Raw genomic sequence first — 24305 nt, 5'->3', positions numbered from 1 at the left:
ACCATAACACCAGCAAGGGGTAGCATCATGAAGAAGCGGGTCCTGGGAGCGCTGTTCGCGCTCGCATCGAGCCTTGCCATCAGCCAGGCCTTCGCGGCCGACGGCGGCACGCTCTATTTCGGTCTCTCGGGCGAGCCTTCGACGCTCGACACAACCATCAACGCCGGCACGCCGGCGCGCACCATTCGACTGGCCATCCATCGCGGGCTCGTCAATTACGGCGCCGACGGGAAGCTGTCGAACGAGCTGGCGGCGTTCTACGATGTCTCGCCGGATGCGCTGACCTATACCTTCAAGCTGCGCGACGCCAAATTTCACGACGGATCGCCGGTGACCGCCGCGGACGTCAAGGCATCGCTCGAGCGCATCAAGGCACCCGACAGCAAGGCAACCTATCGGAACGAAATCGGCATCATCGACACCATCGAAACGCCTGATGCGAAGACCGTCAAGCTGACGCTGGCGAAGCCGTTCGTGCCGTTGATCCATTATCTCGCCCTGCCGGAATCGGCGATCGTCCCGGCGGCCTGGCTCAAGCAGCATGCCAACGATCCCAACGCCACCCCGATCGGCGCCGGGCCGTTCAAATTCGCCAACTGGGAGCGTGGCCGCGAGCTCACGGTTGAAAAGTTCGACGGCTATTACAAGCAGGGCAAGCCACATCTCGATGACGTGCATTATGTGTTCTACGGCGACGAGAACACGCGCGTGAATGCGCTGAAGTCGGGCGACGTGGACATCATCGACTACGTGCCGTGGAAGGATGCCGCCGCGATCGAGGCCAATCCCGATCTGAAGCTTGCGAGCACCTCCGGTCCGTTCATGATGTTGCAGTTCAACACCAAGTTCGAGCCGTTCTCCAAGCCGGAAGTGCGCCAGGCGATCGCCTATGCCATCGACCGCTCGGCGATCATCAACACGGCCTTCAACGGCCGCGGCACGCCGCTGTTCGGCATCGCCATTCCGGAAGGCTATCTCGGCTATTCCAAAGACAAGGCGAACTACTTCAGCCACAATATACAGAAGGCCAAGGATCTCCTGGCGAAAGCTGGCTATCCCGACGGCTTCCAGGCCCGGCTTCTGTCGACCTCGCAATACGGCTTCCACAACAACACCGCCGTTGCCGTGCAGGCGGAACTTGCCAAGATCGGCATCAAGGTCACGCTCGACCTGCCGGACTGGTCCGGCCGCATCGCCAAGAACAACGCCGGCGACTATGACTTCCTGGTGGCCGGTACCGCCGGCGATATCGCCGATGCGGACTGGCTGAGCAATTTCTTCTACGGCGGCAAGCAACTCGTGCGCCTGAACAACTCGGCCTATTTCGACGATCCGACGATCAACGCATTGCTCGACAAGGGCCGTGTGACGCTCGACCCCGCGGAGCGCGAGAAGATCTATGGCCAGTTCGTCGATCGCGCCCTCGAGTTGTCACCTTTCGTTTATCTGATGTGGCGCGACCAGAGCTTCGGCCTGCGCAAGACCGTCAAGGGTTTCACCAATATTCCGGGCTTCCTGACCTTCCAGTCGGGCATCACCGTCGAGGACACCGAGGTCAAATAGGCGTCCTCAGGTCTCACACGCCTGTTCACGGTCGGAAAGGGCGGCACGATGTGCTGCCCTTATCCTTTTTGCGGCGCAGGCCCGTCAGGTCTGGTGTGGCGCCCGCTGCGGCCCGGAGACGTCCGCCGCCTGCCTCCCATCGCGCCAGCGCGCGATGGCCATGCCAGCCGCCATCGCGGCGACAAAGATGAAGGCCGAAGGCAGCCCAAACCCGAGCAAGGTGAGCGCCGGCCCCGGGCAGAGACCTGACAGCCCCCAGCCGATGCCGAAGATCGCCGGACCGACGACGACACGGGCGTCGACGCCGCTCGCGGTCGGCAGATGGAAGCGCTTCGCAAGGATCGGCTGCGGGCGGCGCAGGGCGAGCCGGAAGCCGAAGAAGGTCACCGCGATGGCGCCGGCCATGACGAAGGCGAGGCTCGGGTCCCAGGTGCCGGTGAGATCGAGGAAGTTCAGGACCTTCGCCGGGTCGGCCATGCCGGCGACGATGAGGCCGAGGCCAAAGATGAGGCCGGTGAGGAATTGCAGCAGAATAGCCATGGCTCTTACAAGATGTGACGCGTCAGAAAGACGGTGATGATGGCGACGGCCATGAAAACGGCTGTTGCGACCATCGAACGCGGCGACAGGCGGGCGAGCCCGCAAACACCGTGGCCGGAGGTGCAACCCTGGCCCCAGACCGAACCGAAGCCGACGAGAAGCCCGGCGACCACCAGGACAGATGGGCTGGCGGCAATCGTCGGGGCCGGCAGGCTGCCAGCCACCGCGGCATAGGCCAGCGGGGCGAGAATGAGGCCCGCGACAAAGGCCAGGCGTCCGGTCGGACGACTATCGCCATAGGGCGGCAGCAGCCGTGCCGCGATGCCGCTGATGCCGGCGATGCGCCCCGCGAAGAGCATCAGCAGCACCGCCGACAGTCCAATCATCGTGCCACCAAGAAATGAGGCGATCGGCGTGAATTCAGTTGCCACCTGATGATGCTCCCGTCGGCGGATGTGTATGGTGGTTCCTTCGGCGGAAGGAAATTCAGGCCTGACATTGGCTCCGAGGCCTGTATCGGGCGGACGAGCCTATTCAGGCCGTTGATCGTCCGCAACCGGACCGCCCGACGCGCGCCAGCCCAATGCGGAACTGATGGTCATTGCCGTCTCCAATACGTCACGGGAAAGCGTCTGCATCCGCTCCGGCTGCATGTACTGGGCGATACTGGATACGCTGACCGCCGCCACGATGGCGCCGCTGGCGTCCCTGATCGGCGCTGCCACGCAGCGCAGCTGCGGTTCCGATTCCTCGAGATCGTAGGCCACCCCCGCTCGCGCATAGGTCCGCATCTGTTCAAGAAAGGTTTCCCGCGCTTCGAGGGTTGGCGGAGGCAGGCCGGCGCCGCGCGCGTCGAAGAAGCCGGCCCACCGCGCTTCGTCCATGTCGAGCACGAGCGCCTTGCCGAGGCCGGTTGACCACACCGGGCGGCGATCGCCGATGGTGGAGCGGATTTCAAACCGGCGCTGGCCAGGCACCTTGTCGATGTAAAAGACGACGCCGTCATCCAGGATGCCTAACTGGACCGTGTCGAGCGTTTGCTCTGCCAGGCGCACGAGGTGACGATGGGCTGTCTTGCTCAGGGGCATGTCACGCCGCGCCTGAAAGCCGAGTTCGAGCAGCTTTGGTCCCAGGCTGTAGCCTTCGCGCGGTGTAAAATTGAGATAGCGACGATCGACGAGCGCGGACGCGAGGCGGTGCGTGGTCGTGCGCGTGGTGCCGAGTGTCTTTGCGAGCGCGGGAAGATCCGTGGCGCCGGCCGCAATCGCTTCCAGCACGTCGAGCCCCCGCATGAGCGTTTGGGCGCCCTGGGTGCTGTGGATCTCCGGCCGGTGCTCTTTCGTCCGGCCGGGCTCAGCGCTGCTCTCTCGCGAGCCGGTTGATAAGGGCTTCCGCATCGATCGTTCAGCCTCCTCACGTCTAACGCCCCATACGTTGCACGGGTCTCCCCCGAGGCCTCGCAGGGTTCCTGAATCGACAATGCTTCTTGACATCGCTGTGATTCAGCTTCTTATTATCCCACAATATGAAATAAAATACCATATGTTGGTATTAAAATGGCGGTGATACAGAGGGCCGATAACGCCATCCAATGTCATCGCCATGGCGCAATGCTCGCATGGGAGAAAAAGTGATGACCGATCCAACACGTTTCTCGGGCCGCACCGCGGTCGTCACCGGCGGCGCCGCGGGCATCGGCCTTGCGGTGGCGAGCCGCATCGCCGCCGAGGGCGGCAAGGTCGCCCTCTGGGATCGCGACCCGGCCGCCATCGCGGCCGCCACGGCGACGCTGGGCAGCGCGAGCCTCGGCATCGCGCTCGACGTGTCGGACTGGGAGGCTGTCGAAGCAGCGGCGAAAACCACCGCTGACACATTCGGCGGCATCGACATCCTGGTCGCAAGCGCCGGCATCACCGGCCCCAACACCACCACCTGGACCTATCCGGTGGAGGACTGGCGGCGGGTGATCGACATCAACCTCAACGGGCTCTTCTATTGCGACAAGGCCGTGGTGCCCTTCATGCTCGAGAAGAGCTACGGGCGCATCGTCAACATCGCCTCCATCGCCGGCAAGGAGGGCAACCCCAACGCTCCTGCCTACAGCGCCTCCAAGGCCGGCGTGATCGGGCTCACCAAATCGCTCGGCAAGGAGCTCGCCAAGAGCGGGGTCACCGTCAACTGCGTGACGCCGGCGGCCGTGCGCACCGCCATCTTCGACCAGATGAGCCAGTCCCATATCGACTTCATGCTGTCGAAGATTCCCATGGGGCGCTTTGGCCAGATCGAGGAAGTGGCTGCGTTGATCTGCTGGCTCGCCTCTGACGAATGCTCCTTCACCACCGGTGGCGTGTTCGACGTCTCCGGCGGACGCGCGACCTACTGAGGCGCCTGTGAGGCCGGCGCCGCCGCTCGCGGCTATTCCTCGGAGCGAGGATGTGCTTGATCGCGCACGCGCCCACGGTGCGTGCGATCCTCCGCGAGGAGTTCGCGTCTCAGCAGGACTTCGAGCCAATCTGCGAAGACCGCAAGCCGCCGGGACAAGTGCTGACGGTGCGGGTAGAGCAACGTCATGGGCATCGGCTCGGCGCAATGCTCCGGCATCACGGCGATGAGTTCGCCGGCATCGATATGATACCGGACGTCATAAGCGGGAACTTGAATCAGCCCAAGCCCGGCGAGGCAACACGCGATATAGCCTTCCGCGCTGTTCACGGTGACACGGCCGCGCATGGGCATGGCACGTAGCGCATCGCCCTCGACCCACTCCCAATCTTCAACCCGGCCGGTGGAAGGCGACGCATAATTGACGGCCCAGTGGCCGGCGAGATCCTCAGGCGACCGCGGCACGCCGCAGCGATCGAGATAAGCGGGGCTGGCGACGTTGATGAGCGGCAGCCTGCCGATGGGCCGGGCGATCAGACCTGAGTCGCTCAGGTTGCCGACGCGCAGGACGCAGTCGATGCTGTCCTCCACGAGATCCATAGCGCGATCGGTGACGCCAAGATCGATATCGATGCCTGGGTGCCGATCGAGAAAATCCGGCAGCGCCGGAGCGACGATGAGACGTCCGATGCGTCCGGGAACGTCTATCCGCAGCTTGCCCGTCAGACCCGCATGCGTCTGGCGAAACAAATTCTCAGTCTCTTGCACATCGGCGACAAGACGCTGGCACCGCTTGTAGAAGTCGAGGCCATCCTGCGTCGGGGAAACCTTGCGCGTCGTGCGATGGAGAAGGCGTGCTCCCACCCGTCCCTCGAGCTCGATGACCGCCGCTGATACGGAAGAGCGCGGCAGGCCGAGCGTGCCGGCCGCTCGGGTGAAACTCGAACATTCGACCACCCGCGTGAAGATGCGGAAAAGCTCGATACGGTCCACGGACGATGGTTCCTATTGTTCGTGATTTCTGACAGCTTATGTCAAAATGCGCGACTTTATCAGCTGATCCTAGACGATATCCTCTCTCACATGCGGCGGCGGACATTCGGCCGTCTGTTGGTGAAGGAATCCGATTGTCATGACCGATCACGCTGTCAAAGGTAAGGCTTTGGTCATCGCTGGCGGCGATATCCGCTTCCTCGTCTCGGAAGGTCTGTGGATGACCGGACAGACGATCCTCGTCAACGGCGGCTAGACGACCACATGAGCCGTGATGATTGGCCGCGCGCTCTCCCGCAACTCAGGTCATGTCAGGGCGCATGCCGCCCGGAGGGCCCTGATGCCTTCTTCGCCTTGAGGGTCTGAAGACGATAGCCGTTGTTCTTCTTCCCTCTGCGCGTGGCCGGCTGCGCCGGCCAGGAAAGGGACCTGGCGGTCATGCCCCCATGCCTCTGGGTCCCTTTCCATGTCATGTTCGGGAGTATCCGGTGTCGGGAGCGAATCCGACGCGATGGGAACTGCGGCTGCATCCTGTCGTGGCGTTCAATCCCTTTTAAACCCTATGCGCTAAGTTCCGATCGCCCGCAGCGGCAGATGCCGGATGTTGTCCGCATTTCGCCCCGCGGCTGGTCGCGACGCGTATCGGTAGGGTGTGAATGACTATGCGTTCGAGTGTCGCCCTTGCGCTCATCTCCGGTGCCTTGTTCTCCGGCATGCCAGCTTTGGCGGCGCCCGAGGCTGGCCGGGATCGGGCTCAGACCGCCGGTGTCGGCGCCCCGGCCTCTGACAGGCCGGGAACAACAAATCCGGTGAAGGTGGCACTCCCGGCGACGCGCGACGAATGGGTCGCGGTGACGCGCGCGGCAGCCTTTCCGCGGCCGCTGCCGATGCAGTCCGAGGTCAGCCCCGCGATTGTGAAGCTGCAGATTATGCTTGATCGGGCCCATGCATCTCCGGGGGTGATCGACGGGCATCTCGGCAGCAATGTCGCGAAGGCCATTGCCGCCTTCCAGGCCATGCGGAACCTGCCCGTGAACGGCGTCCTCAACCAGGCGATCTGGGAAGCGCTGGAGCGGGAGAGCGCCGAGCCGCCGCTGATGACCTATGCGATCAAGGTGGAGGATGTCGCCGGGCCGTTCGTGCCGGATATGCCGAAGGACTATGCCGAGTTGGCGACGCTCTACCGGCTCGGCTACCGTGGCCCCGTGGAACTGCTCGCCGAGAAATTCCACATGGACGAGGACCTGCTCCGGCGCCTCAATCCGGGCGCGACGTTCCAGGCGCCGGGCGAGACGATCGTCGTTGCCGATGTTCGCCAGAAAAAGCCCCGCGCCAAGGTCGCCAGACTGGTCGCGGACAAGTCGACCAAGCAGCTCCTTGGCTACGGCGGTGCCGGTGAACTGGTCGTCGCCTATCCCGCGACCATCGGCAGCCGGGACCTGCCATCTCCCACCGGGGTTCACCTTGTGGGAGCCGTCGCGGTCAATCCGGAATATTGGTATCGCCCCGCGGTGAATTTCCAGCAGGGCGACAACACCAAGGCGCTGCGCATTGCGCCAGGGCCGAACAACCCCGTCGGGTCGGTCTGGATCGGGTTGGACAAGCCAACCTACGGCATCCACGGAACGCCGGAACCGAGCCGCATCGACAAGACGAATAGCCACGGCTGCATCAGGCTGACCAATTGGGATGCGGAGGAACTGGTCAAGCTCATCGAGCCGGGTGTCCCTGTCGAATTCCTCGACGGCGTCGAGGTCACCAGCGCGATCCGATAGCCCGAGAGCGTTCCGTTCGGATTGAGACGCCAGACATCGCTGGCGTCATCCCCCGGCTTTGTGCCGGTGATCCCGGTCGTAAGGGCACGCGCGTCAGCTGTCGGGATGGCCGGGGCGAGCATCTTGCGCGACCCCCTGGACTATCCTATCGCTGCCCCGACAGCTTTTGGCGGCAGCCGGGCCATCTTCGACGCGGCACGGGAGGACGTGGGTTTGACCTGCACGCCAATGATAGAGACGAATTCCATGCATGTATTGGCGGGATTTCTGGCTGCGGGTGCAGGCGTTTCGATCACCGCCCTCGGTCGCGCCCAAATGTGTGTGGGTTCAGGCATCCTGACGGTCATTCCCGTGGTGGGCGCCGCTCCGGCGCGTGGCCGTGTCGCGTTGCCCATGTGCAGGGGCGCGAGGCTCGCCCCCATCGACCAGGGCGCGTGATATGGGGCGCGAGAGCCGCGGGGCCGCAGGGCATGGCGCCTATCCGCGCGTGCGTCCCTGCGGCGATACGGCGCTGACGATCGAATTCGGGGAAACGATCGATCCCGATCTCAACGCCAAGGTTCTGGCGCTGGATGCCGAGCTCACGGCGCACCCCGTCGCCGGCGTTCTCGAAACGGTGCCGACCTATCGCTCGCTGCTCGTCCACATCGATCCGGTCATTGCGGATCCTGAAGCGCTCGCGGCCGATCTCCTGGCGATGGCGGCCAATTTGCCGCCCACCGGCGAAGCCGTGCGGCGGTGGCGCATTCCGGTTGTCTATGGCGGTGCATTCGGCGTGGATCTCGCGGATGTCGCAGCCCGGCACGGCCTCTCGCCATCCGCTTTGATCGACGCCCATTGCGCGCCCGTCTATCGGGTCTACATGATCGGCTTCATGCCCGGCTTCACCTATCTCGGCGGCCTCGACCCCCGGCTCGCGACGCCGCGGCGGTCAGACCCGCGTCCGCTTATACCCGCGAGTTCGGTCATCATCGGTGGTGCCCAGGCTGCGATCAGCTCCATCGCAGGGCCGAGCGGCTGGCATCTCTTGGGCCGCACGCCCGTCCGGCCGTACCATCCCGGTCGCGATCCGGCCTTTCTCATCGCGTCGGGTGATGAAATCGTGTTTGAGCCCATCGCCGAGGACCACTGGCGGGTGCTCGACAAGGCGGCCGCTGCCGGCGAACCGGTTGCCGACATGGTGGCGTCGTGAGCGCTCTCATGATGCGCGACTGCGGGCCGGCAACATCCTTTCAGGATGGGGGACGGTATGGCTACCAGCGTTTCGGCGTGTCGCCGGCAGGTGCGATGGACCGATTGGCGCTCGCGGCTGCCAATGTGCTCGTCGGCAATGGCGCGGAGACCGGCGCGGTCGAGTTCATGGCGCAGGGAGGTTCCCTGACCTGCGCGGACGGCCCTCTGCTGGTATCGCTCGCCGGTGGCGGTGCGACGCTCTCCGTTCAAGGCCATCCCGTGGCGCCGTTCACCTCCACCCTGGTGCGTGAGGGGGACAGGCTGACCGTGAGCCCCTGCCGCACGGGGCTTTTTGCCTATCTGGCGGTCGCGGGTGGTTTCGACGTCGCGCCGGAACTCGGCAGCATCGCGCTGCATCGCCGCTCGGGCATGGGGGGAATGGTCGGTCGCCCCCTGGCCGCCGGCGATCGCCTGCCCTGTGCGGCGGCCGGACATGTCGCGCCCCAGGTTCTGATCGATGGCCTGACCGATGGTCTGTCTCGTGCGGACGGGCCGATCCGCGTCGTCCTCGGGCCGCAGGATGACTATTTCGCGCCCGATACCATCGCCCGCTTCCTCGGCGAGTGTTACCGCGTGTCGGCGCGCATCGACCGCATGGGCTATCAGCTGGAAGGGCCGGCGCTCATCGCCGCGCGCGGCCACAATATCGTCTCCGACGGCATCGTCTGCGGCCATGTGCAGGTCCCGGGCCATGGCCAGCCGATCGTGCTGATGCGCGACCGCCAGACAACCGGCGGCTATCCCAAGATCGCGACGGTGATCAGTGCCGATCTCGATCGTCTCGCGCAGTGCGTTCCCGGCAGCGAGGTGACGTTCCGGGCCATCGCGCATGAGGAGGCTGTCCGGCTCGCCCGTCAGTATCGCGCGCGCATCGCTGCCCTGGCGAGCCGGTTGAAGCCCGCCCAGCCGGACCTCGATTCGCGCCGATTGCTCGGGCTCAACCTCATCAGCGGCGTGGTCGACGCGCGTGACCCGGCGGTGAACCCTTAGGAACGCCGGCCCCCGCAATTTCAGTGGCGTGATTTTACAAGCCGGCGCAAACTTGCCGGGAAACGCGGCCGGGGCACGACAGCACGCCAGGACGACACGCCGTGAAAGAGGGAGATGGTGCGGCTGATGACGACACTCGCGACCTCGGTCGATCGCGACAGCGAGACCTTCCGCCGCAACGCCGCCCACAACCGTGCGCTTGCCGACGAGCTCCGCGCCAGGATCGCGGCAGCAGCCCGTGGCGGGCCGGACAGTGCCCGCGAGCGGCATGTGGCGCGGGGCAAGCTCCTTCCGCGCGACCGCGTGGACAGGCTCGTCGATGCAGGCTCGCCTTTCCTGGAGATCGGCGGGCTCGCCGCCAATGGCCTCTATGGCGGGGAGGCGCCCGGTGCCGGCCTGATCGCCGGGGTTGGACGGATCGCCGGACGCGAGGCGATGATCGTCGCCAATGATGCCACCGTGAAAGGCGGCGCCTACTTCCCGATGACGGTGAAGAAACACCTGCGCGCCCAGGAGATCGCCCGGGAGAACCGCTTGCCCTGCATCTACCTGGTCGATTCCGGCGGCGCCAACCTGCCGCATCAGGCCGAGGTGTTTCCCGATCGCGAGCATTTCGGGCGCATTTTCTACAATCAGGCGACGATGTCGGCCGAGGGCATACCCCAGATTGCCTGCGTGATGGGGAGTTGCACCGCGGGTGGCGCCTATGTGCCGGCGATGTCGGACGAGACGGTGATCGTGCGCAATCAGGGCACGATTTTTCTGGCCGGACCGCCGCTGGTGAAGGCGGCGACCGGCGAGGTCATCTCGGCGGAAGAGCTCGGCGGCGCCGACACCCATGGTCGCCGGTCCGGGGTGGTGGATCATGTGGCCGAGAACGATGAGCATGCGCTGCTCATGGTGCGTGAGATCGCCGCGACCCTCAACAGCGTCAAGACGCTCGATATCGACATCGCCGCGCCGCGCCCGCCGCGCCACGATCCGGACGATATCTACGGAATCGTGCCGATGGATGTGCGTGCGCCTTACGACGTGCGCGAGATCATCGCGCGGATCGTCGACGGCTCCGAGATGCATGAGTTCAAGCCGCTTTACGGCACGACCCTCGTCTGCGGCTTTGCGCGGATCTGGGGCATGCCGGTTGCGATCCTCGCCAATAACGGCGTGCTCTTCTCGGAAAGCGCCCTCAAGGGCGCGCATTTCATCGAGCTCGCCTGCAAGCGCCGCGTGCCGCTTCTCTTCCTGCAGAACATTTCCGGCTTCATGGTCGGCGGCAAATATGAGGCCGGCGGCATCGCCAAGGACGGCGCGAAGCTGGTGACGGCTGTCGCGACGGCGACCGTGCCGAAGATCACGGTGCTGATCGGCGGCTCCTTCGGCGCGGGCAATTACGGCATGTGCGGCCGCGCCTACGGGCCACGGTTCCTGTTCTCCTGGCCGAACAGCCGCATCAGCGTCATGGGCGGCGAGCAGGCGGCCTCCGTGCTCGCCACCATTCGCCGCGACGCGCTGGAGGCCAATGGCGGCACATGGTCGGCCGAGGAGGAGGACGCCTTCAAGGCCCCTGTCCGCGAGCGCTATGAGGCCGAGGGCAATCCCTATTACGCGACGGCGCGGCTCTGGGACGACGGCATCATCGATCCCGTCGAGACGCGCGACGTGCTGGGGCTTGCCCTCGCGGCGACGCTCAACGCCCCCATCCCGCGCGAGCCGCGCTTCGGCCTCTTCCGGATGTAGCTGATGTTCGAGAGCCTTCTCATTGCCAATCGCGGGGAGATTGCCCGCCGCATCATCCGCACCGCGCGCCGCCTCGGCATCCGCACCATTGCCGTCCACTCCGATGTCGACGCCGCCATGCCCTTCGTGCGCGAGGCCGACACGGCCATCTGCATCGGGCCGGCGCCGGCACGCGAGAGCTATCTCGATGGCGCGAAGATCATCGCGGCCGCAGAGGCGGCAGGGGCCGCCGCGATCCATCCGGGTTACGGCTTTCTCTCCGAGAATGCCGGATTCGCGGAGGCGGTCGTCGCGGCGGGGCTCGTCTGGGTGGGCGCCCCCGCCACGGCGATCCGGGCCATGGGTCTGAAGGATGCCGCCAAGAGCCTGATGCAGGCAGCCGGTGTGCCGGTGACGCCGGGCTATCTCGGTGAGGACCAGGACGAAAAACGCCTCAAGGCTGAAGCGGATGCGATCGGCTACCCCGTGCTGATCAAGGCGGTCGCGGGCGGCGGCGGCAAGGGCATGCGCCGCGTCAATGCGGCAGCGGATTTCGCGGCAGAGCTTGCGGCCTGCCGGCGCGAGGCGGCCGCGGCCTTCGGCGACGACCGCGTCCTCATCGAGAAATACGTACTCAATCCCCGCCATATCGAGGTGCAGGTCTTCGGCGACAGCCACGGCCATGTGGTGCATTTGTTCGAGCGCGATTGCTCCCTGCAGCGGCGCCATCAGAAGGTCATCGAGGAGGCGCCCGCCCCCGGCATGGACGCGGCAACGCGTGCGGCGATCTGTACGGCCGCGGTGACGGCGGCACGGGCGGTCGATTATGTCGGCGCCGGAACGATCGAGTTCATCGCGGATGCTTCCGCGGGCCTGCGGGCCGATCGCATCTGGTTCATGGAAATGAATACCCGGTTGCAGGTGGAGCATCCCGTGACCGAGGCGATCACGGGTCAGGATCTGGTGGAATGGCAGCTCAGGGTCGCCGCTGGCGAGCCGCTGCCGCTGCGCCAGGACGACCTTGCCATTCGCGGCTGGGCGATGGAGGCGCGGCTTTACGCCGAAAATCCGGCCACCGGCTTTCTGCCGTCAACGGGACGGCTCGATCGTCTCCACCTGCCGGCGACGGTGCGCGTCGACAGTGGCGTCGAGGAGGGCGGGGCGGTGACGCCCTACTACGATCCGATGATCGCCAAGCTCATCGCCCATGGGCCGGAACGGCGCGCCGTGCAGGCCACTCTGGCCGAGGCCTGCCGGTCGGTGGAAGTCTGGCCGGTCCGAACCAATGCCGCTTTCCTCGCGCGCTGTCTCGATGATGCCGATTTTGCGGCTGGCCGGGTTGATACCGGCTTCATCGAGCGCCACGCCGATCGTCTCGTGCCGGGCGGCGAGCCCGACGCCGGCATTCTGCAGGCGGCCGCGCGTGCGCTGCTTGAGCCGGGCGACGGAGGACCCTGGACGGCGCTGACGGGCTTCCGCATGGCGGCGCCGGCGCAGCGCACGGTCGCGGTGACGGTCGCCGGGAAAGGGCATCGCGTGATCCTCGATCAGGATGGCCCGGCGGACGGCGACACTGTCGCGGTGATGCCCGACGGCACGCGTGTGCTGTTCGCCGACGGCGAGGCCTGGCCATTCGCGGCACCGGCTGCCGATGTGGCTACGGGCGGCGCGGCGTCCGACGGCGCGCTGCTGGCGCCGATGCCCGGCCGCGTCATCAGCGTCGACGTGGCGGAGGGCGACGCGGTGCGCCAGGGCGAGCGCCTCATCGTGCTGGAAGCCATGAAAATGGAGCACGGGCTCACGGCGCCCTTCGACGGTGTCGTGACCGAGTTGAAGGCGATGACGGGCGAGCAGGTCAGCGAGGGAACGCTGTTGGCCCGCGTCGCGAAGAACGGCTGACCCTGCCACGGGCGGCACGACCGCCCACGCCCGCCCCCCCGGGGGGCAGGTCCCCGCGGAGGGCTGTTCTCAGCTCAAATCCGAGAGATAATGCAGGTCCTGCGTCAGGCAGATGCTGAGCCGCCTTTCGACCGGTGTCTTGTCGAGGGCGAGCGCCAGGCGGTCGATCCTCAGCACAGGCGTTCCGGGGGTCACACCAAGGATCGCCGCATCGTCCGGTGAGGCGCCGACGGCCTTCAGCTTCTCCTGCGTATTGGCAATGGTGATGCCATAGTGCATGGCATAGAGGCCATAGAGGTTGTTCGGGACCGCCATGCCGGCGAGATCGGGGAAGAGCGCTGCGGGCAGGCTGATCGTCTCCGCAATGACCGGCCGGTCCTCTATTGATCGCACACGTTTGATGCGGATGACCTTGCTGCCCGGCGTCAAGGCGAGCAGCGAGCGCTCATTGGCGTCGGCACGACCCTGGGACAGGGAAAGTACCCGGCTATCGGGAAAGCTCGGTACGCCGCTGTCGGGGACAAGCTTGAAGAACTGGAAGAGGATACGCTCTTCATCATGGCGCGCGACGAAAGTGCCGCGGCCCTGGCGACGGACGACGAGATTTTCGGCCGCCATGGCGTCGAGCGCCTTGCGCACGGTGCCCTGGCTCACGCCGAGATCCGCCGCGAGCTGCATTTCGCTGGGCAGCGCCTCGCCCGGAGCCCATACACCGTCGACCAGATTGCGGATGAGCCGGTCGCGGACCTGGCGATAGAGCGGCCGGAAGCCGAGGACTTCTGTCTGATCCAGAATGCGTGTCATCGGCGGTGGGCCAGCGCCGGCGCGATGGGGGCGAGCCGTTGGGCGACGCCGCACAGGTTCGTCAAACTTGGCACTCCGCTCCGTCCCGGCTTCCGGCCCGTCCCACCCGGAGACAGGCGAGTGGGGCGGCGGTTCAATAACTCTTCTATCTTATAGCAGAGCTGGCCGTCCAGGCGAAGCAGCGCACGCTTATCGTCCCTCACAACGATAAGCGCAACACTAGTGGTTCTGCTCCGACATTTGCATCCGCCTGATACGGGCCTTGGAGCCAATGTCGGAGTCAAGAGAACCACTAGCAAATTAATGGTTTTAGTGGAGCTTTTGAATTTGACATTTGATCTGGAGCCTCATGTCAGGCGGGACTCACATGTCAAATTCGCTCCACTACATGATCTCTCATTTCGATCAGTAAATTTGGAAATGCACGGCATGAAGCTCTCAGGCCGACCGCTAGTGTTATATAAGATATCTGTTATATTATCGTCCGGCCCGCAGAAGGCTGACAGGCGATCGGGCCTGACGTCACAAGCCAGCGACAGTCTGGCGGACGGATCGTGCACACGCGCATCTGACGCAAATGCAACGCTCAAACGAGGCGGGAGGAAACGAACCCATGCGAATACTGACGAGAGCCATCGCGGCCGCTGCACTGGTCCTTTCCAGCGGCGCGCTCCATGCAGAAACCTATCCAGCACGCTCCATCACCCTGATCGTGCCCTTCGCGGCCGGTGGTCCGAGCGATGCGATCGCGCGCCTCGTCGGCCAGTCCATGTCGCAGTCCCTGGGACAGCAGGTGGTGATCGAGAATGTCGCCGGGGCGGGCGGTACCGCGGGCGCGGCACGCGCCGCCAAGGCCGATCCCGATGGATATACGCTCCTGATCCACCACGTGGCACTTGCTGCAGGCGCTTCGCTCTATCCCAAGCTCACCTACGATACGATGACGGCCTTCGCGCCTCTCGGGCTCGTCAATTCCGGGCCCATGGTGCTGATGTCGAAGAAGGACTATCCGGCCAATGACGCGGCCGCGCTCATCGCCAAGCTGAAGGCGGATGGCATGAAGGCGACGATTGCCCATGCCGGCGTCGGGTCGAATTCGCATCTCTGCACATTGCTTCTGCAGAAGGCACTCGGGGTCACGTTCACGCAGGTCGCCTACCGGGGCACCGGCCCGGCCATGAATGATCTGATGAGCGGACAGGTGGACGTTCTCTGCGACCAGTCGACCACCGCCGTCCCGCAGATCGAGGGTAACACCGTCAAGGGTTTCGCGGTTACCTCGAAAGAGCGGCTCCCGGTTCTGAAAGACTTGCCGACATTGCAGGAGGCAGGACTGAAGGACTTCGCGTTCACCATCTGGCACGGCCTTTATGCGCCGGCGGGGACCCCGCCCGAGGTGGTGGCGACGCTCAACAAGGCGCTGCTGCAGGCGCTGGATGACAAGAACGTGCAGGCGCGCTTTGCGGAGGTCGGCACGCAGCTCTTCCCGGCGGACCAGCGGACGCCGGCGGCCCACCAGGCCCAATTCGCCAGGGAGGTCGCGACCTGGCAGGCCGTCATCGGCAAGAATGAAGCGAAGAACTGATCGAACAGATCCGGGCACGCGGGCCTCTGGTTCCGGCGTGCCCGATCCCGCCTCGTGTCATTCAGTCAGTCGCGCCTACAGCGCCCGAATATCCGCAATGAGGCCGTCGGCGACGGTCAGGCCTTCCGCCTCCGCCCTGGCGCGCAGGGCGAGACGGCGCGCGCCAGGCAGCCGCGCACCGTCCTGTGCGGTGATCGCCTCGGCCAGCACGGCGAAGCGCGCGATCGCATCGGGCCCGCCAAGACGCACGGGGTCGAGGGCGAGGATCAACTGGCCGGTGTCCGGCGCAGGGCCCTCGGCGTCGAGAAAGGATGAGGCCTCGGCGGCATAGTTGGCGCCGGTGAGGCCAGCCGCCAGCAGCTCGACCATCAGCGCAAGCGCGGTGCCCTTGGCATCGCCAAGCGGCAGCATGGTTCCCTTGAGCGCCGCATCAGGATCTGTCGTCGGCTGGCCGGAGGCGTCCAGTGCCCAGCCGGCGGGGATGGCCTCACCCTTCTGTTTGGCGGCCAGGATATTGCCGCGCGCCACCTTCGACACGGACAGGTCGACCACGATGGGGGCCGCTTCCGCGAGCGGGCAGGCGAAGGCAATGGGATTGGTGCCGAAGACGGCACGGGACCCGCCCCAGGGGGCGATGGCCGCCGGCGTATTGGCGAAGAGGAGGGCAACGAGCCCACCCTCCGCCAGCCTCTCGACAGCATGGCCGGCGGCGCCGCAATGGTGCGAGCGGCGGATCGGCGCGACGGCGACGCCCTGGCTCCGCGTGACCTCGGGCAGCGCCGCGAGTGCGGCGTCGATCGCCGGATAGGCAAAGCCGTGCGCGGCATCGATCGCAACAACGCCGGGCGCGGGACGTGTAATGGCAGGCCGGGCGAAGCCATCGACCTTGCCGACCTCGGCCTGGGCCGCATAGCTCGGCACGCGCGAGAGGCCATGACCCTTCAGCCCGTCCGCTTCGGCGGCGACCAAGGCACGAGCGACACTCGCCGCATTGGCTTCATTGACGCGCGAACGCACAAGAGCGGCTGCGACGAGATCGCGGGCTTCGGCAAGTGACAGGACAGGCATGGCATACTTTCAAAATAGACTATGCTGCGGAACAAGAGGAACCCGGCGCTCCGACAACAGCTTGCGATGACAAAAGCGTGGAGTGCTGACGGCTTTTGTGAAGAAGCGGGGCATCGCCCAGGCTAGGCCCCGGTGAGATGGCGGCGGATGTTGTCCACCGTGACCCAGGAGACGCGCACGTTCGATTCCACGGTCACCCCGGCAATATGCGGCGTCAGGATGAGGTTCGGAATGCCGGCGAAAATCGAGCCGCGGTCCGCGTCGAGCGGCTCGTCCTCAAAGACGTCAAGCGCCGCCCCGCCGAGATGACCGGCGCGGAGCGCAGCGGCCAGGGCGTTTTCATCCACCACGCCGCCGCGCGCCGCATTGATGACCACGGCATCCTTCTTCATCCGGGCGATGGCGGTGCCGTCGACCATTCCGCGGGTTTCATCCGTGAGTGGCACGTGCAGGGAGATCACATCGGCCTCGGTGAGGAGTGAATTCAGCGGCTGCGCCTCAACACGACCCCACGGTTGCGTCCACGCCTCGGCGGAGGGCGGCAGATGGGGATCATACGCGCAGATCGTCATGCCGAGCGCGGCGGCGCGGCGCGCCGTCTCGCGGGCGATCGAGCCGAAGCCGACGAGACCGAGGCGCTTGCCGGCGATCTCCCGCCCGACAAGCCGGTTGCGCGGCCAGGCGCCGCCCGCCACCTCGCTGGTCGCGCCATAGGCGCCGCGCAAAAGCAGCATCGCGGTCGTAATCACATATTCCGCGACGGATGTGTCGTTGGCGCCGGAAGCCGGATAGACGGCGATGCCGCGTGCCGCGCATGCGGCCATGTCGATGTTGTCGAGCCCGACGCCGAGGCGCCCCACAGCCTTGAGATTGCGGGCGGCGTCGAGCAGAGCGCCACGGACCTGGGTGCGGTTGCGGACGATGAGCGCATCCGCCTGGCCGACGACGACGGCCAGATCGTCCGGGCGATCGACGAGGCTCGGATCATAGAGCACCTCGAACCCGTCGAGACCGCTGCGGATGGCCTCCTCATCCATGAACTCGGTGATCACGATCATCGGCTTGGCCTCGATAGGTGCATATGGCTGTGCGCGGCTCGCGCCGGCTCAGCCACTATAGCGCCGCGGGGACTGTGACAAAGACCGCTCAGGCACTGCGATAGAGCTTCGTCAGGACGAATTCGCGGTGACCGAGGGATTCGGCGGCAGTCAGGCGTCCGTTGGCCGTGCGCTGGATCATGCTGATCAGCGCGTCGCCCGCACTGTCCAGCGTCTGGTCACGGCGCAGAATGCCCGTCACGTCCACATCGATATGCTCGGCCATGGTGCGCATGGTTTTTGGATTGCCGGTGATCTTGATGACCGGCAGGATCGGGTTGCCGATGACATTGCCCTGGCCTGTCGGGAAGGTGTGCACGACATAACCGCCGGCCGCCATCAGGGTCACGCATTCCGCCGCCGCCGACGAGGTATCCATATAGTAGAGCCCCGGGCCCTTCGCAGGTGCTTCGGCGGGCTCAAGGATATCGATGAACTTCGAGTTCCGGCCGATCTTCTCGAGATTGCCGAGCGCCTTTTCTTCAATGGTCGTGAGACCGCCGACAATATTGCCCTTCGTCGGCTGGCTGTCGGAGAGATCGTCGGTCTTGTACGCCTCGATCACATCGTCCTGATAAGCCTTCCACATCTTGTACCAGCGTTCGCCGAGCTCGGGGGTCGCCGCGCGCGCCTTGCAGAGATGCTCGGCGCCGGTGATCTCGGTGGTCTCGCCGAAAACGCCGTAGATCCCCCTGGGGATCAGCTTGTCGTACATGTTGCCCACGGTGGGGCAGGAGGACAGGCCGGTGGTCGTATCGGATTCACCACATTTGGTGGACACCCAAAGGTCGCTGATCGGGAATTCCTCCCGTTGCAGTTCGGTCGCCCATTGCAGGTACTGCTTGGCGGCATAGGAGGCGCGGGCGATGGTCGCGATGTCGCCGTGGCCTTCGATCCCGAAGCCGGTCACGGGCTTGCCTGTCTTGGCGATGCCGTCGACGACGCGCTTGGTCCAGCCTTCCTCGATGCCGATGACCACGACCGCAGCGACATTCGGATTCGAGCCGATGCCGATCAGCGTGCGGAAGAAGACTTCGAGGTCTTCACCGAATTGCAGGCGGCCATAGGCATGCGGCAGGGCAAGCGTGCCCTTGATGCTGTTGGCGACCGCCTCGCAGGCGGCATTGGACAGATCGTCCAATGGCAGGATGACGACGTGATTGCGGACGCCGACGCGTCCGTTTTCGCGCTTCCAGCCGTAAAATGTCAGCTTGCCATAATCCCCATCGGCCAGGAGGGATTGTGTCTGGGCGGTCGAGGCTGCGATTGCAGCTTCCGAATTGCTCTGCATGGCCTCGTTCCTCACCAGCGCTTTGTCTTGACGTTATGAACGTGCAGGTGCTCGCCCTTGCCGATATCGGCGATCGCCTTGCCGATATCCTCGCCGTATTTGATGATGGTGTCGCCGGCCTTGATGTCCTTGAGGGCGACCTTGTGGCCGATCGGCACGTCGCCCGTGGCCTTGAGTGTAAAGGTCGTATCGTTTTCGGTGATCAGACACAGCATGTCTGTGCCCGCTTTCAAGTCTTCAACGACCACAACCCCGCAGCTGTCCTGGGGGGTGTGAACGAGGCATTGCGGAATGCTCATGGGACTATTCCAACCTCCCTGTAATGATCGTGCTGGCCTGTCGTGGCCTGCTTTCGGGCTCGGCCGCTGACGTGTCCGTGCAGCAGTCGGGATTTTTCCTCTGGTGTCGGGAGCGCGTGTCGCGAATGCGACCTTCACCATTGTTCAGACGCCACACGACCTCATATTCATATCTTATATAAGACATAAGATCTGACGGGGAGTCAACATGGCGACGATGTCTCGCCATGCGTCGCCAACGCACGGTGCTGCACGATTTCTTGATCAGGATCAGGACGAAACAGATTGTTTCTGCTTAGCTGGACCATGATGGCAACGGCAGAGGGGTCTGCCGCGTTGAGAATAGACATACCGGTCCGGCCGATCCGGGCCCTAAGGAGGTTGACATGGTCGAGCTGCCCGCGAATTTTCGCAGGATCAGGTTGGAATTGGCACGCGAACCCGGCCATCCCGTGGGAAGCCCGCTTGATGGCTACGAATTCGCCGCGCCGCTGTTGCCGGATGGGCATATCGATGCCGCGTCGTGGAAGAAGCATGCCGAGCACTGCCGCGTCCGGCGCTTCCGCGCCCATGAGGCGGATCAGCATGGCCGTCTCGCCCGCAAGCCCGGCGGCAGCTGGTATTTCGACTACGATCAGGGCAGCTCTTCCGATGACGAATCGGGCTTCCGGTTCAACAAGGAAAGCTTCCAGCCCGGGGAGTATGTCTCGATCAGCGAGGACGAGCACATGCATACCTACCAGATCGTTTCGGTCGAGCCGCTCTAGCGGCGATGATGGATGCTGATCCGACACGGCTGGATGCCGCCGCACTGATCTTCGGCCGCGGCATCGGAGCCCCGGAGCCAGGCCCTGTCGTGCAAGCCAGCCCTGCGTCTCAAGGCGGTTGCGCCTGTGCTGCGTTGCACTACGCTGCGCCCGCCTCACCTGCCCAGTCACAGCCTGGATGAATTGCGCCTGGTGCGTGTTCGCCGCTCCCGACGGGGTCGAGAGGGCGAACGGGGCAATGGCGAGGTTCGGCGTGTTCAGTCTGTCACTCCTGTGGATTCCCGCAACGCTGGTCGCGGCTTTGACCCAGACGGCGCGTAATGCCATGCAGCGCAGCCTGACCGGCGCCCTTGGCACCGTCGGGGCGACGCAGGTCCGTTTCCTCTACGGGCTGCCCTTCTCGCTTCTCTTCCTCGGTCTCGTCCTCGCCGTCGGCGGCGAAAGCCTGCCCCGTCTAGGTCCGCAGGCCGTGCTGTTCACGGCCATGGGCGCTGTCTCGCAGATCCTCGCCACGGCGCTCATGCTCGTGACGATGAAGGAGCGCTCCTTTTCCGTGACCATCGCGCTGCTCAAGACCGAGCCCATCCTGGTGGCGCTCGCCGGCATGGTGATCCTCAGGGATATCCCGACCCCCTTGGCGGCCGCCGGCATCGTCATCGCCACCGCCGGGGTCGTCCTGTTGTCCGTGAAGCCGGGATCGGCGGCGAACTGGCTCAGTGGCCGTTCGGTGGCGATGGGCATCGTCGCCGGCGGGCTCTTTGCGCTCTCGGCCATCGGCTTTCGCGGGGCGATCATCGACCTGCCGTCGGGCTCCTTCGCGGTGCGTGCGACGACGATCCTGGCGCTCAGTCTCTTCCTGCAATCGGCGATCCTTGTCGTCTGGATGCTGGCCTTCAACCGGCCTCAGCTTCTCGCCACGCTGCGCGCCTGGCGCGTGTCGATCCTTGCCGGCCTGACGGGGGCCTTCGCCTCGCAGTTCTGGTTCATCGGCTTTTCGCTGACGAGCGCCGCGAATGTGCGGACGCTGGCCCTCGTCGAGGTGCTGTTCGCCCAGGCCGTATCCCATCGCCTGATGGCCCAGGACACCAGCCGGCGGGACATCGCCGGCATGGTGCTGATCGTGGCGGGTGTCGGCCTTCTGCTCCTCAACACCCATTGAGTGAAGAGGCACTTGGAGCGAAGAGGCACTTGGAGTGAAGAGGCACCTGGAGTGAACAGACACCTGAACGGGCCCGGTGCGCGAGAATCGCTTGACGGCGGTGCAGTCCCCCGTGGCAATGGGAGCATCGCTCAGCGGTGGTCGCGAGGGGACCTAGCCACGTGTCAGGAACGGTAGAACTGGTCGGCGTGACGAAGCGTTTCGGCTCGCATCTTGCGGTCGATGCCATTTCGTTCGGGATCGGCAGCGGGGAGTTCTTCTCGCTGCTGGGGCCGTCGGGCTGCGGCAAGTCGACGACGCTTCGGATGCTGTCCGGTTTCGAGGCGCCCGATGAAGGCACAATCCGCATCGCCGGACAGGACATGGCCGACGTGCCGCCCTATCGGCGGCCGACCAACATCGTCTTCCAGCGCTGGGCCTTGTTCCCGCATATGAGCGTGGAGGCCAATGTCGCCTTCGGGCTGGAGGCGGAAGGCCGGCCGCGCGCCGAGATCCGCAGCCGGGTGGGGGATGCGCTGGCGCTGGTTGGGCTGTCGGGCTTTGCCGCGCGCAAGCCCGGCCAGCTTTCCGGCGGGCAGATGCAGCGCGTGGCGCTGGCGCGCGCCCTGGTGAAGCGGCCGAAGGTGCTGTTGCTCGACGAGCCCCTGAGCGCGCTCGACCTCAAGCTGCGCCACCAGATGCAGATCGAGCTGAAACGCATCCAGCAGGAGATCGGCACGACCTTCGTCTTCGTCACCCACGACCAGGGCGAGGCGCTTGCCATGTCGGACAAGGTCGCCGTCATGAACGCCGGCCGGGTGGAGCAGATCGCCTCCCCGCAGGAGCTTTATGATGCGCCGGCGACGCGCTTCGTGGCGGGCTTCATCGGCCATGCCAATCTCCTGCCGGTGACGGTGGAAGGGGCGGCGGACGGCGCGGCCAATGGGCTGGCGATGGTCCGGCTCGGCGACCTCCATTTTGCCGCCGCGGTGCGCGAGACGTCCATCGGGGACATGCCGTCCGGGGAGGCGATCCTGGCGCTGCGCTTCGAGCGGGTGCGCATCGGCGCGGGACCTGCGGCGGAAGCGGCCGGGGCAGCGGGAGCCGGCGTCGCGCGCGCGACGGGCGTCGTACGGCAGATGATCTTCGGCGGCGCCAGCGTGCAATATGTGGTGGGGCTCGATGCCGCACCGGTGGAGATCACCGCCGAGCAGCCCCATGGCGCCGGCGCCCCGGTCTTCGCCCAGGGCACGCCCGTCACCCTCTCCTGGGAGCCCGCCGATGGCCGCCTCTTCAAGGCGTGAGGGCGGCCATAGTGAGGATGGATTGTCTCGCTTCTTCTTGAATCGGAGCAAGCCTGCGGGAGACGGAACTGCTTCAGGGCAAATCGACAATCAGCGAAGAAGAGCCGTTCTCGGCTGGTGTCATCCCCGGCGGCGCGTAGCGCCGGGAAGGGGATCCAAAGATCATGCGCGCCGGTTTATGGATCCCCTTCCCGGGCTGCAGGGCAGCCCGCCGGGGATGACACAAAGGTTCCGGTGCTAACCTTGCCTGCAACATGATAGCCAGGACTTGATGATAGCCAGGACTTGATGATAGCCAGGACTTGGGCCGGCTTTCCTTGAGTATCGATTGATCTACCGTCCCCATTGTGCGTTCGGGCGGACATAGATGCTCTCGCCGCGTTCGCCTTCGCGGCCGTCGGAGGTGAAGCGATGGTCGGCCGGCGGGTGGGCACGCTGCTCGCAATCAAGCCGCGGGCAGATGCGGCAGCCGACGCCGATCGGCACCGCGAGCGCCGGGTTGTTGAGATCGACCCCGTCCGAATAGATCATCTGCGTCGCCTGGCTGATGTGGCAGCCGAGGCCGATGGAGAAATGCCGCCGCGGCGCATTGTATTGCGGGCCGCTCTTGGTCAGCGTCCGCGCGATGCAGAAGTAGCGCTGGCCCTCCGGCATCTGGCTGATCTGCACGTTGATCTGTCCTTGCTGCAGGAAGGCGCCATAGACGTTCCAGCGCGGACAGGCGCCGGAATGGCGGGGAATATGGATGCCTGACAGCGAGAAGCGCTTGGAGATATTGCCGGCAATGTCGGTGCGCACGAGATGGAGCGGAATGCCGGCCTGGCCCGGGCGCTGCAGGGTCGTCATGCGGTGGCAGACCTGCTCGAAGCTCACCCGGAAGCGCCGGCCGATGCGCTCGATGTCGTAGCGCATGTCCCGGCATGCCTTGAGGAAAGGCTCGTAGGGCATGATCAGCGCGGCGGCGAAATAGCTGGCGAGCGCATTATGGGCCAGCACCGGCGCGTCCGCCGGCAATTCGCTCTCCGCGATCAGCCGCTCCATGTCGAGGGCTGCGGCCAGGAGGCCGAGATGGTGGGCGGCGGCGAACAGGCTCGTTTCCGGGGGCAGGGCCTCGGCCGTCAGGAACTCGCGGCCGGCCGCGTCGACGCGCTGCATGATCCCGGGCGGCAGCGCCGCTGGACGCCAGTTGAGCCCGAAGACATTGAACAGATACGAGCGCAGGCCGTGCTCCAGGGTCTCCGACATCTGGTCGATGTCGGCGCGCACGCGCTCGGCGGCGGCTTCGAGCGTCGGGAAGTGGTTGGCGTTGAGCTGAATGAAATCGGAGACCGCGTCGGTGGCGACGTGGTGCCCGACCTCGGCGGCCGCGCCGGAGCCGAGCCGGCTGTTGGTCTTGAGCTGGCGATACTGGTCGAACAGGCGCACGACGGCGCGTCCGACCGCGGGGTTCGACGATGCGAAATCGCGGATATCCTGGTTGGTCAGCGCGCTGTCGGCGAAGAGATCGTCCCCGAAAATCTCCATGAGGTCGCCGGTCAGGCGCGTTTCGTCACTCTCGACGAGTTCACCCGGCTCGACCCGGAAATGACCGGCGATCTTCATCAGGAGCGGAACCGTGATGCGGCGCCGGTTGTGCTCGATGAGATTGAGATAGCTCGGCGAGATGCCGAGGATCTCGGCGAGCTCCGCCTGGGATGTTCTGGCCTGCCGGCGCAGCCGCTGGATGCGAGCCCCGATTTGTGGATTGTCCTTGGCCATAGGCGAGTTCCCGATCACGCGCTTTACAAAAATGGATGCCGATCTTCACAAGGGTTTACAGCTTAACACCCTCATATCGTTATATATCTTGCTATCGGGCCGC

At 65.4% G+C, this 24305-nt stretch carries 22 protein-coding genes; 12 read left to right on the top strand and 10 right to left on the bottom strand.

What is annotated here, in order from left to right; translation table 11 throughout:
• Positions 1 to 27: 27 nt before the first annotated feature.
• Complete coding sequence (locus tag C7450_RS05805) at positions 28 to 1563, top strand: ABC transporter substrate-binding protein (protein WP_245449496.1); 1536 nt, start codon at positions 28 to 30, stop codon at positions 1561 to 1563.
• 84 nt (positions 1564 to 1647) lie between these two features.
• Here the strand turns inward: C7450_RS05805 and C7450_RS05800 are convergent, their stop codons facing one another.
• The 3 genes from C7450_RS05800 to C7450_RS05790 form a co-directional block, all read right to left on the bottom strand.
• On the bottom strand, positions 1648 to 2103 hold the full coding sequence (locus tag C7450_RS05800; protein WP_110373458.1) for a DUF6691 family protein: 456 nt from the start codon (positions 2101 to 2103) through the stop codon (positions 1648 to 1650).
• Positions 2104 to 2108: 5 nt separating this feature from the next.
• Positions 2109 to 2489, bottom strand: coding sequence for a YeeE/YedE family protein (locus C7450_RS05795; protein ID WP_245449521.1), 381 nt, complete (start codon positions 2487 to 2489; stop codon positions 2109 to 2111).
• A 144-nt stretch (positions 2490 to 2633) separates the two neighbouring features.
• Positions 2634 to 3500: an IclR family transcriptional regulator gene (locus C7450_RS05790; RefSeq protein WP_110373456.1), complete on the bottom strand. Its 867-nt coding sequence runs from the start codon at positions 3498 to 3500 to the stop codon at positions 2634 to 2636.
• A gap of 236 nt (positions 3501 to 3736) precedes the next feature.
• Here C7450_RS05790 and C7450_RS05785 point away from each other — a divergent pair, with 236 nt between their 5' ends.
• On the top strand, positions 3737 to 4486 hold the full coding sequence (locus C7450_RS05785) for an SDR family NAD(P)-dependent oxidoreductase (protein ID WP_110373455.1): 750 nt from the start codon (positions 3737 to 3739) through the stop codon (positions 4484 to 4486).
• A gap of 32 nt (positions 4487 to 4518) precedes the next feature.
• On the opposite strand, the gene C7450_RS05780 is transcribed toward C7450_RS05785, so the two are convergent.
• Positions 4519 to 5478: a LysR family transcriptional regulator gene (locus C7450_RS05780; RefSeq protein ID WP_110373454.1), complete on the bottom strand. Its 960-nt coding sequence runs from the start codon at positions 5476 to 5478 to the stop codon at positions 4519 to 4521.
• A gap of 656 nt (positions 5479 to 6134) precedes the next feature.
• Here C7450_RS05780 and C7450_RS05775 point away from each other — a divergent pair.
• The 6 genes from C7450_RS05775 (at position 6135) to C7450_RS05750 (ending at position 13091) form a co-directional block, all read left to right on the top strand.
• Positions 6135 to 7253 (top strand): L,D-transpeptidase family protein, encoded by a 1119-nt coding sequence (locus C7450_RS05775; protein ID WP_110373453.1) that lies wholly within the window; start codon positions 6135 to 6137, stop codon positions 7251 to 7253.
• Positions 7254 to 7376: 123 nt separating this feature from the next.
• A complete protein-coding gene (locus C7450_RS05770) occupies positions 7377 to 7691 on the top strand; it encodes a LysR substrate-binding domain-containing protein (protein ID WP_170147082.1) in 315 nt (104 codons plus the stop codon).
• A gap of 1 nt (position 7692) precedes the next feature.
• Positions 7693 to 8445 (top strand): 5-oxoprolinase subunit PxpB, encoded by a 753-nt coding sequence (pxpB, locus tag C7450_RS05765; RefSeq protein ID WP_110373451.1) that lies wholly within the window; start codon positions 7693 to 7695, stop codon positions 8443 to 8445.
• Positions 8442 to 9476: a 5-oxoprolinase subunit C family protein gene (locus tag C7450_RS05760; protein ID WP_342588492.1), complete on the top strand. Its 1035-nt coding sequence runs from the start codon at positions 8442 to 8444 to the stop codon at positions 9474 to 9476. The genes pxpB and C7450_RS05760 overlap by 4 nt, the downstream gene beginning before the upstream one ends.
• 126 nt (positions 9477 to 9602) lie before the next feature.
• On the top strand, positions 9603 to 11213 hold the full coding sequence (locus C7450_RS05755) for a carboxyl transferase domain-containing protein (protein WP_110373770.1): 1611 nt from the start codon (positions 9603 to 9605) through the stop codon (positions 11211 to 11213).
• Between the two features lie 3 nt (positions 11214 to 11216).
• A complete protein-coding gene (locus C7450_RS05750) occupies positions 11217 to 13091 on the top strand; it encodes an ATP-binding protein (protein WP_110373449.1) in 1875 nt (624 codons plus the stop codon).
• A 69-nt stretch (positions 13092 to 13160) separates the two neighbouring features.
• Here the strand turns inward: C7450_RS05750 and C7450_RS05745 are convergent, their stop codons facing one another.
• The gene (locus tag C7450_RS05745; protein WP_110373448.1) at positions 13161 to 13895 is read right to left on the bottom strand and encodes a GntR family transcriptional regulator; all 735 of its coding nucleotides are present in this window, start codon (positions 13893 to 13895) and stop codon (positions 13161 to 13163) included.
• A 613-nt stretch (positions 13896 to 14508) separates the two neighbouring features.
• On the opposite strand from C7450_RS05745, the gene C7450_RS05740 reads away from it, so the two are divergent.
• Positions 14509 to 15480: a tripartite tricarboxylate transporter substrate-binding protein gene (locus C7450_RS05740; protein ID WP_110373447.1), complete on the top strand. Its 972-nt coding sequence runs from the start codon at positions 14509 to 14511 to the stop codon at positions 15478 to 15480.
• 75 nt (positions 15481 to 15555) lie between these two features.
• On the opposite strand, the gene C7450_RS05735 is transcribed toward C7450_RS05740, so the two are convergent.
• The 4 genes from C7450_RS05735 to C7450_RS05720 all read right to left on the bottom strand — a co-directional run bounded on the left by C7450_RS05735 (position 15556) and on the right by C7450_RS05720 (position 19235).
• On the bottom strand, positions 15556 to 16548 hold the full coding sequence (locus C7450_RS05735) for an Ldh family oxidoreductase (protein ID WP_110373446.1): 993 nt from the start codon (positions 16546 to 16548) through the stop codon (positions 15556 to 15558).
• 122 nt (positions 16549 to 16670) lie between these two features.
• Positions 16671 to 17606, bottom strand: a complete 936-nt coding sequence (locus C7450_RS05730; RefSeq protein ID WP_110373445.1) for a hydroxyacid dehydrogenase — start codon at positions 17604 to 17606, stop codon at positions 16671 to 16673.
• 88 nt (positions 17607 to 17694) lie between these two features.
• The gene (locus C7450_RS05725; protein WP_110373444.1) at positions 17695 to 18936 is read right to left on the bottom strand and encodes a UxaA family hydrolase; all 1242 of its coding nucleotides are present in this window, start codon (positions 18934 to 18936) and stop codon (positions 17695 to 17697) included.
• Between the two features lie 11 nt (positions 18937 to 18947).
• Entirely contained in the window at positions 18948 to 19235 is a 288-nt protein-coding gene (locus tag C7450_RS05720; RefSeq protein ID WP_110373443.1) for a UxaA family hydrolase, read from the bottom strand.
• 386 nt (positions 19236 to 19621) lie between these two features.
• On the opposite strand from C7450_RS05720, the gene C7450_RS05715 reads away from it, so the two are divergent.
• The 3 genes from C7450_RS05715 to C7450_RS05705 all read left to right on the top strand — a co-directional run bounded on the left by C7450_RS05715 (position 19622) and on the right by C7450_RS05705 (position 22444).
• Positions 19622 to 20002, top strand: a complete 381-nt coding sequence (locus C7450_RS05715) for a hypothetical protein (protein ID WP_110373442.1) — start codon at positions 19622 to 19624, stop codon at positions 20000 to 20002.
• A 253-nt stretch (positions 20003 to 20255) separates the two neighbouring features.
• Positions 20256 to 21161 (top strand): DMT family transporter, encoded by a 906-nt coding sequence (locus tag C7450_RS05710; RefSeq protein ID WP_210206375.1) that lies wholly within the window; start codon positions 20256 to 20258, stop codon positions 21159 to 21161.
• Positions 21162 to 21322: 161 nt separating this feature from the next.
• A complete protein-coding gene (locus tag C7450_RS05705) occupies positions 21323 to 22444 on the top strand; it encodes an ABC transporter ATP-binding protein (protein ID WP_210206374.1) in 1122 nt (373 codons plus the stop codon).
• Between the two features lie 333 nt (positions 22445 to 22777).
• Here C7450_RS05705 and C7450_RS05700 read toward each other — a convergent pair whose 3' ends face one another.
• The gene (locus C7450_RS05700; protein ID WP_110373439.1) at positions 22778 to 24202 is read right to left on the bottom strand and encodes a helix-turn-helix domain-containing protein; all 1425 of its coding nucleotides are present in this window, start codon (positions 24200 to 24202) and stop codon (positions 22778 to 22780) included.
• Between the last annotated feature and the right edge of the window lie 103 nt (positions 24203 to 24305).

This window comes from Chelatococcus asaccharovorans (assembly GCF_003201475.1).
GTDB classification, from domain to species: Bacteria; Pseudomonadota; Alphaproteobacteria; order Rhizobiales; family Beijerinckiaceae; genus Chelatococcus; species Chelatococcus asaccharovorans.
This window is presented reverse-complemented; position numbering and strand designations above follow the sequence as displayed.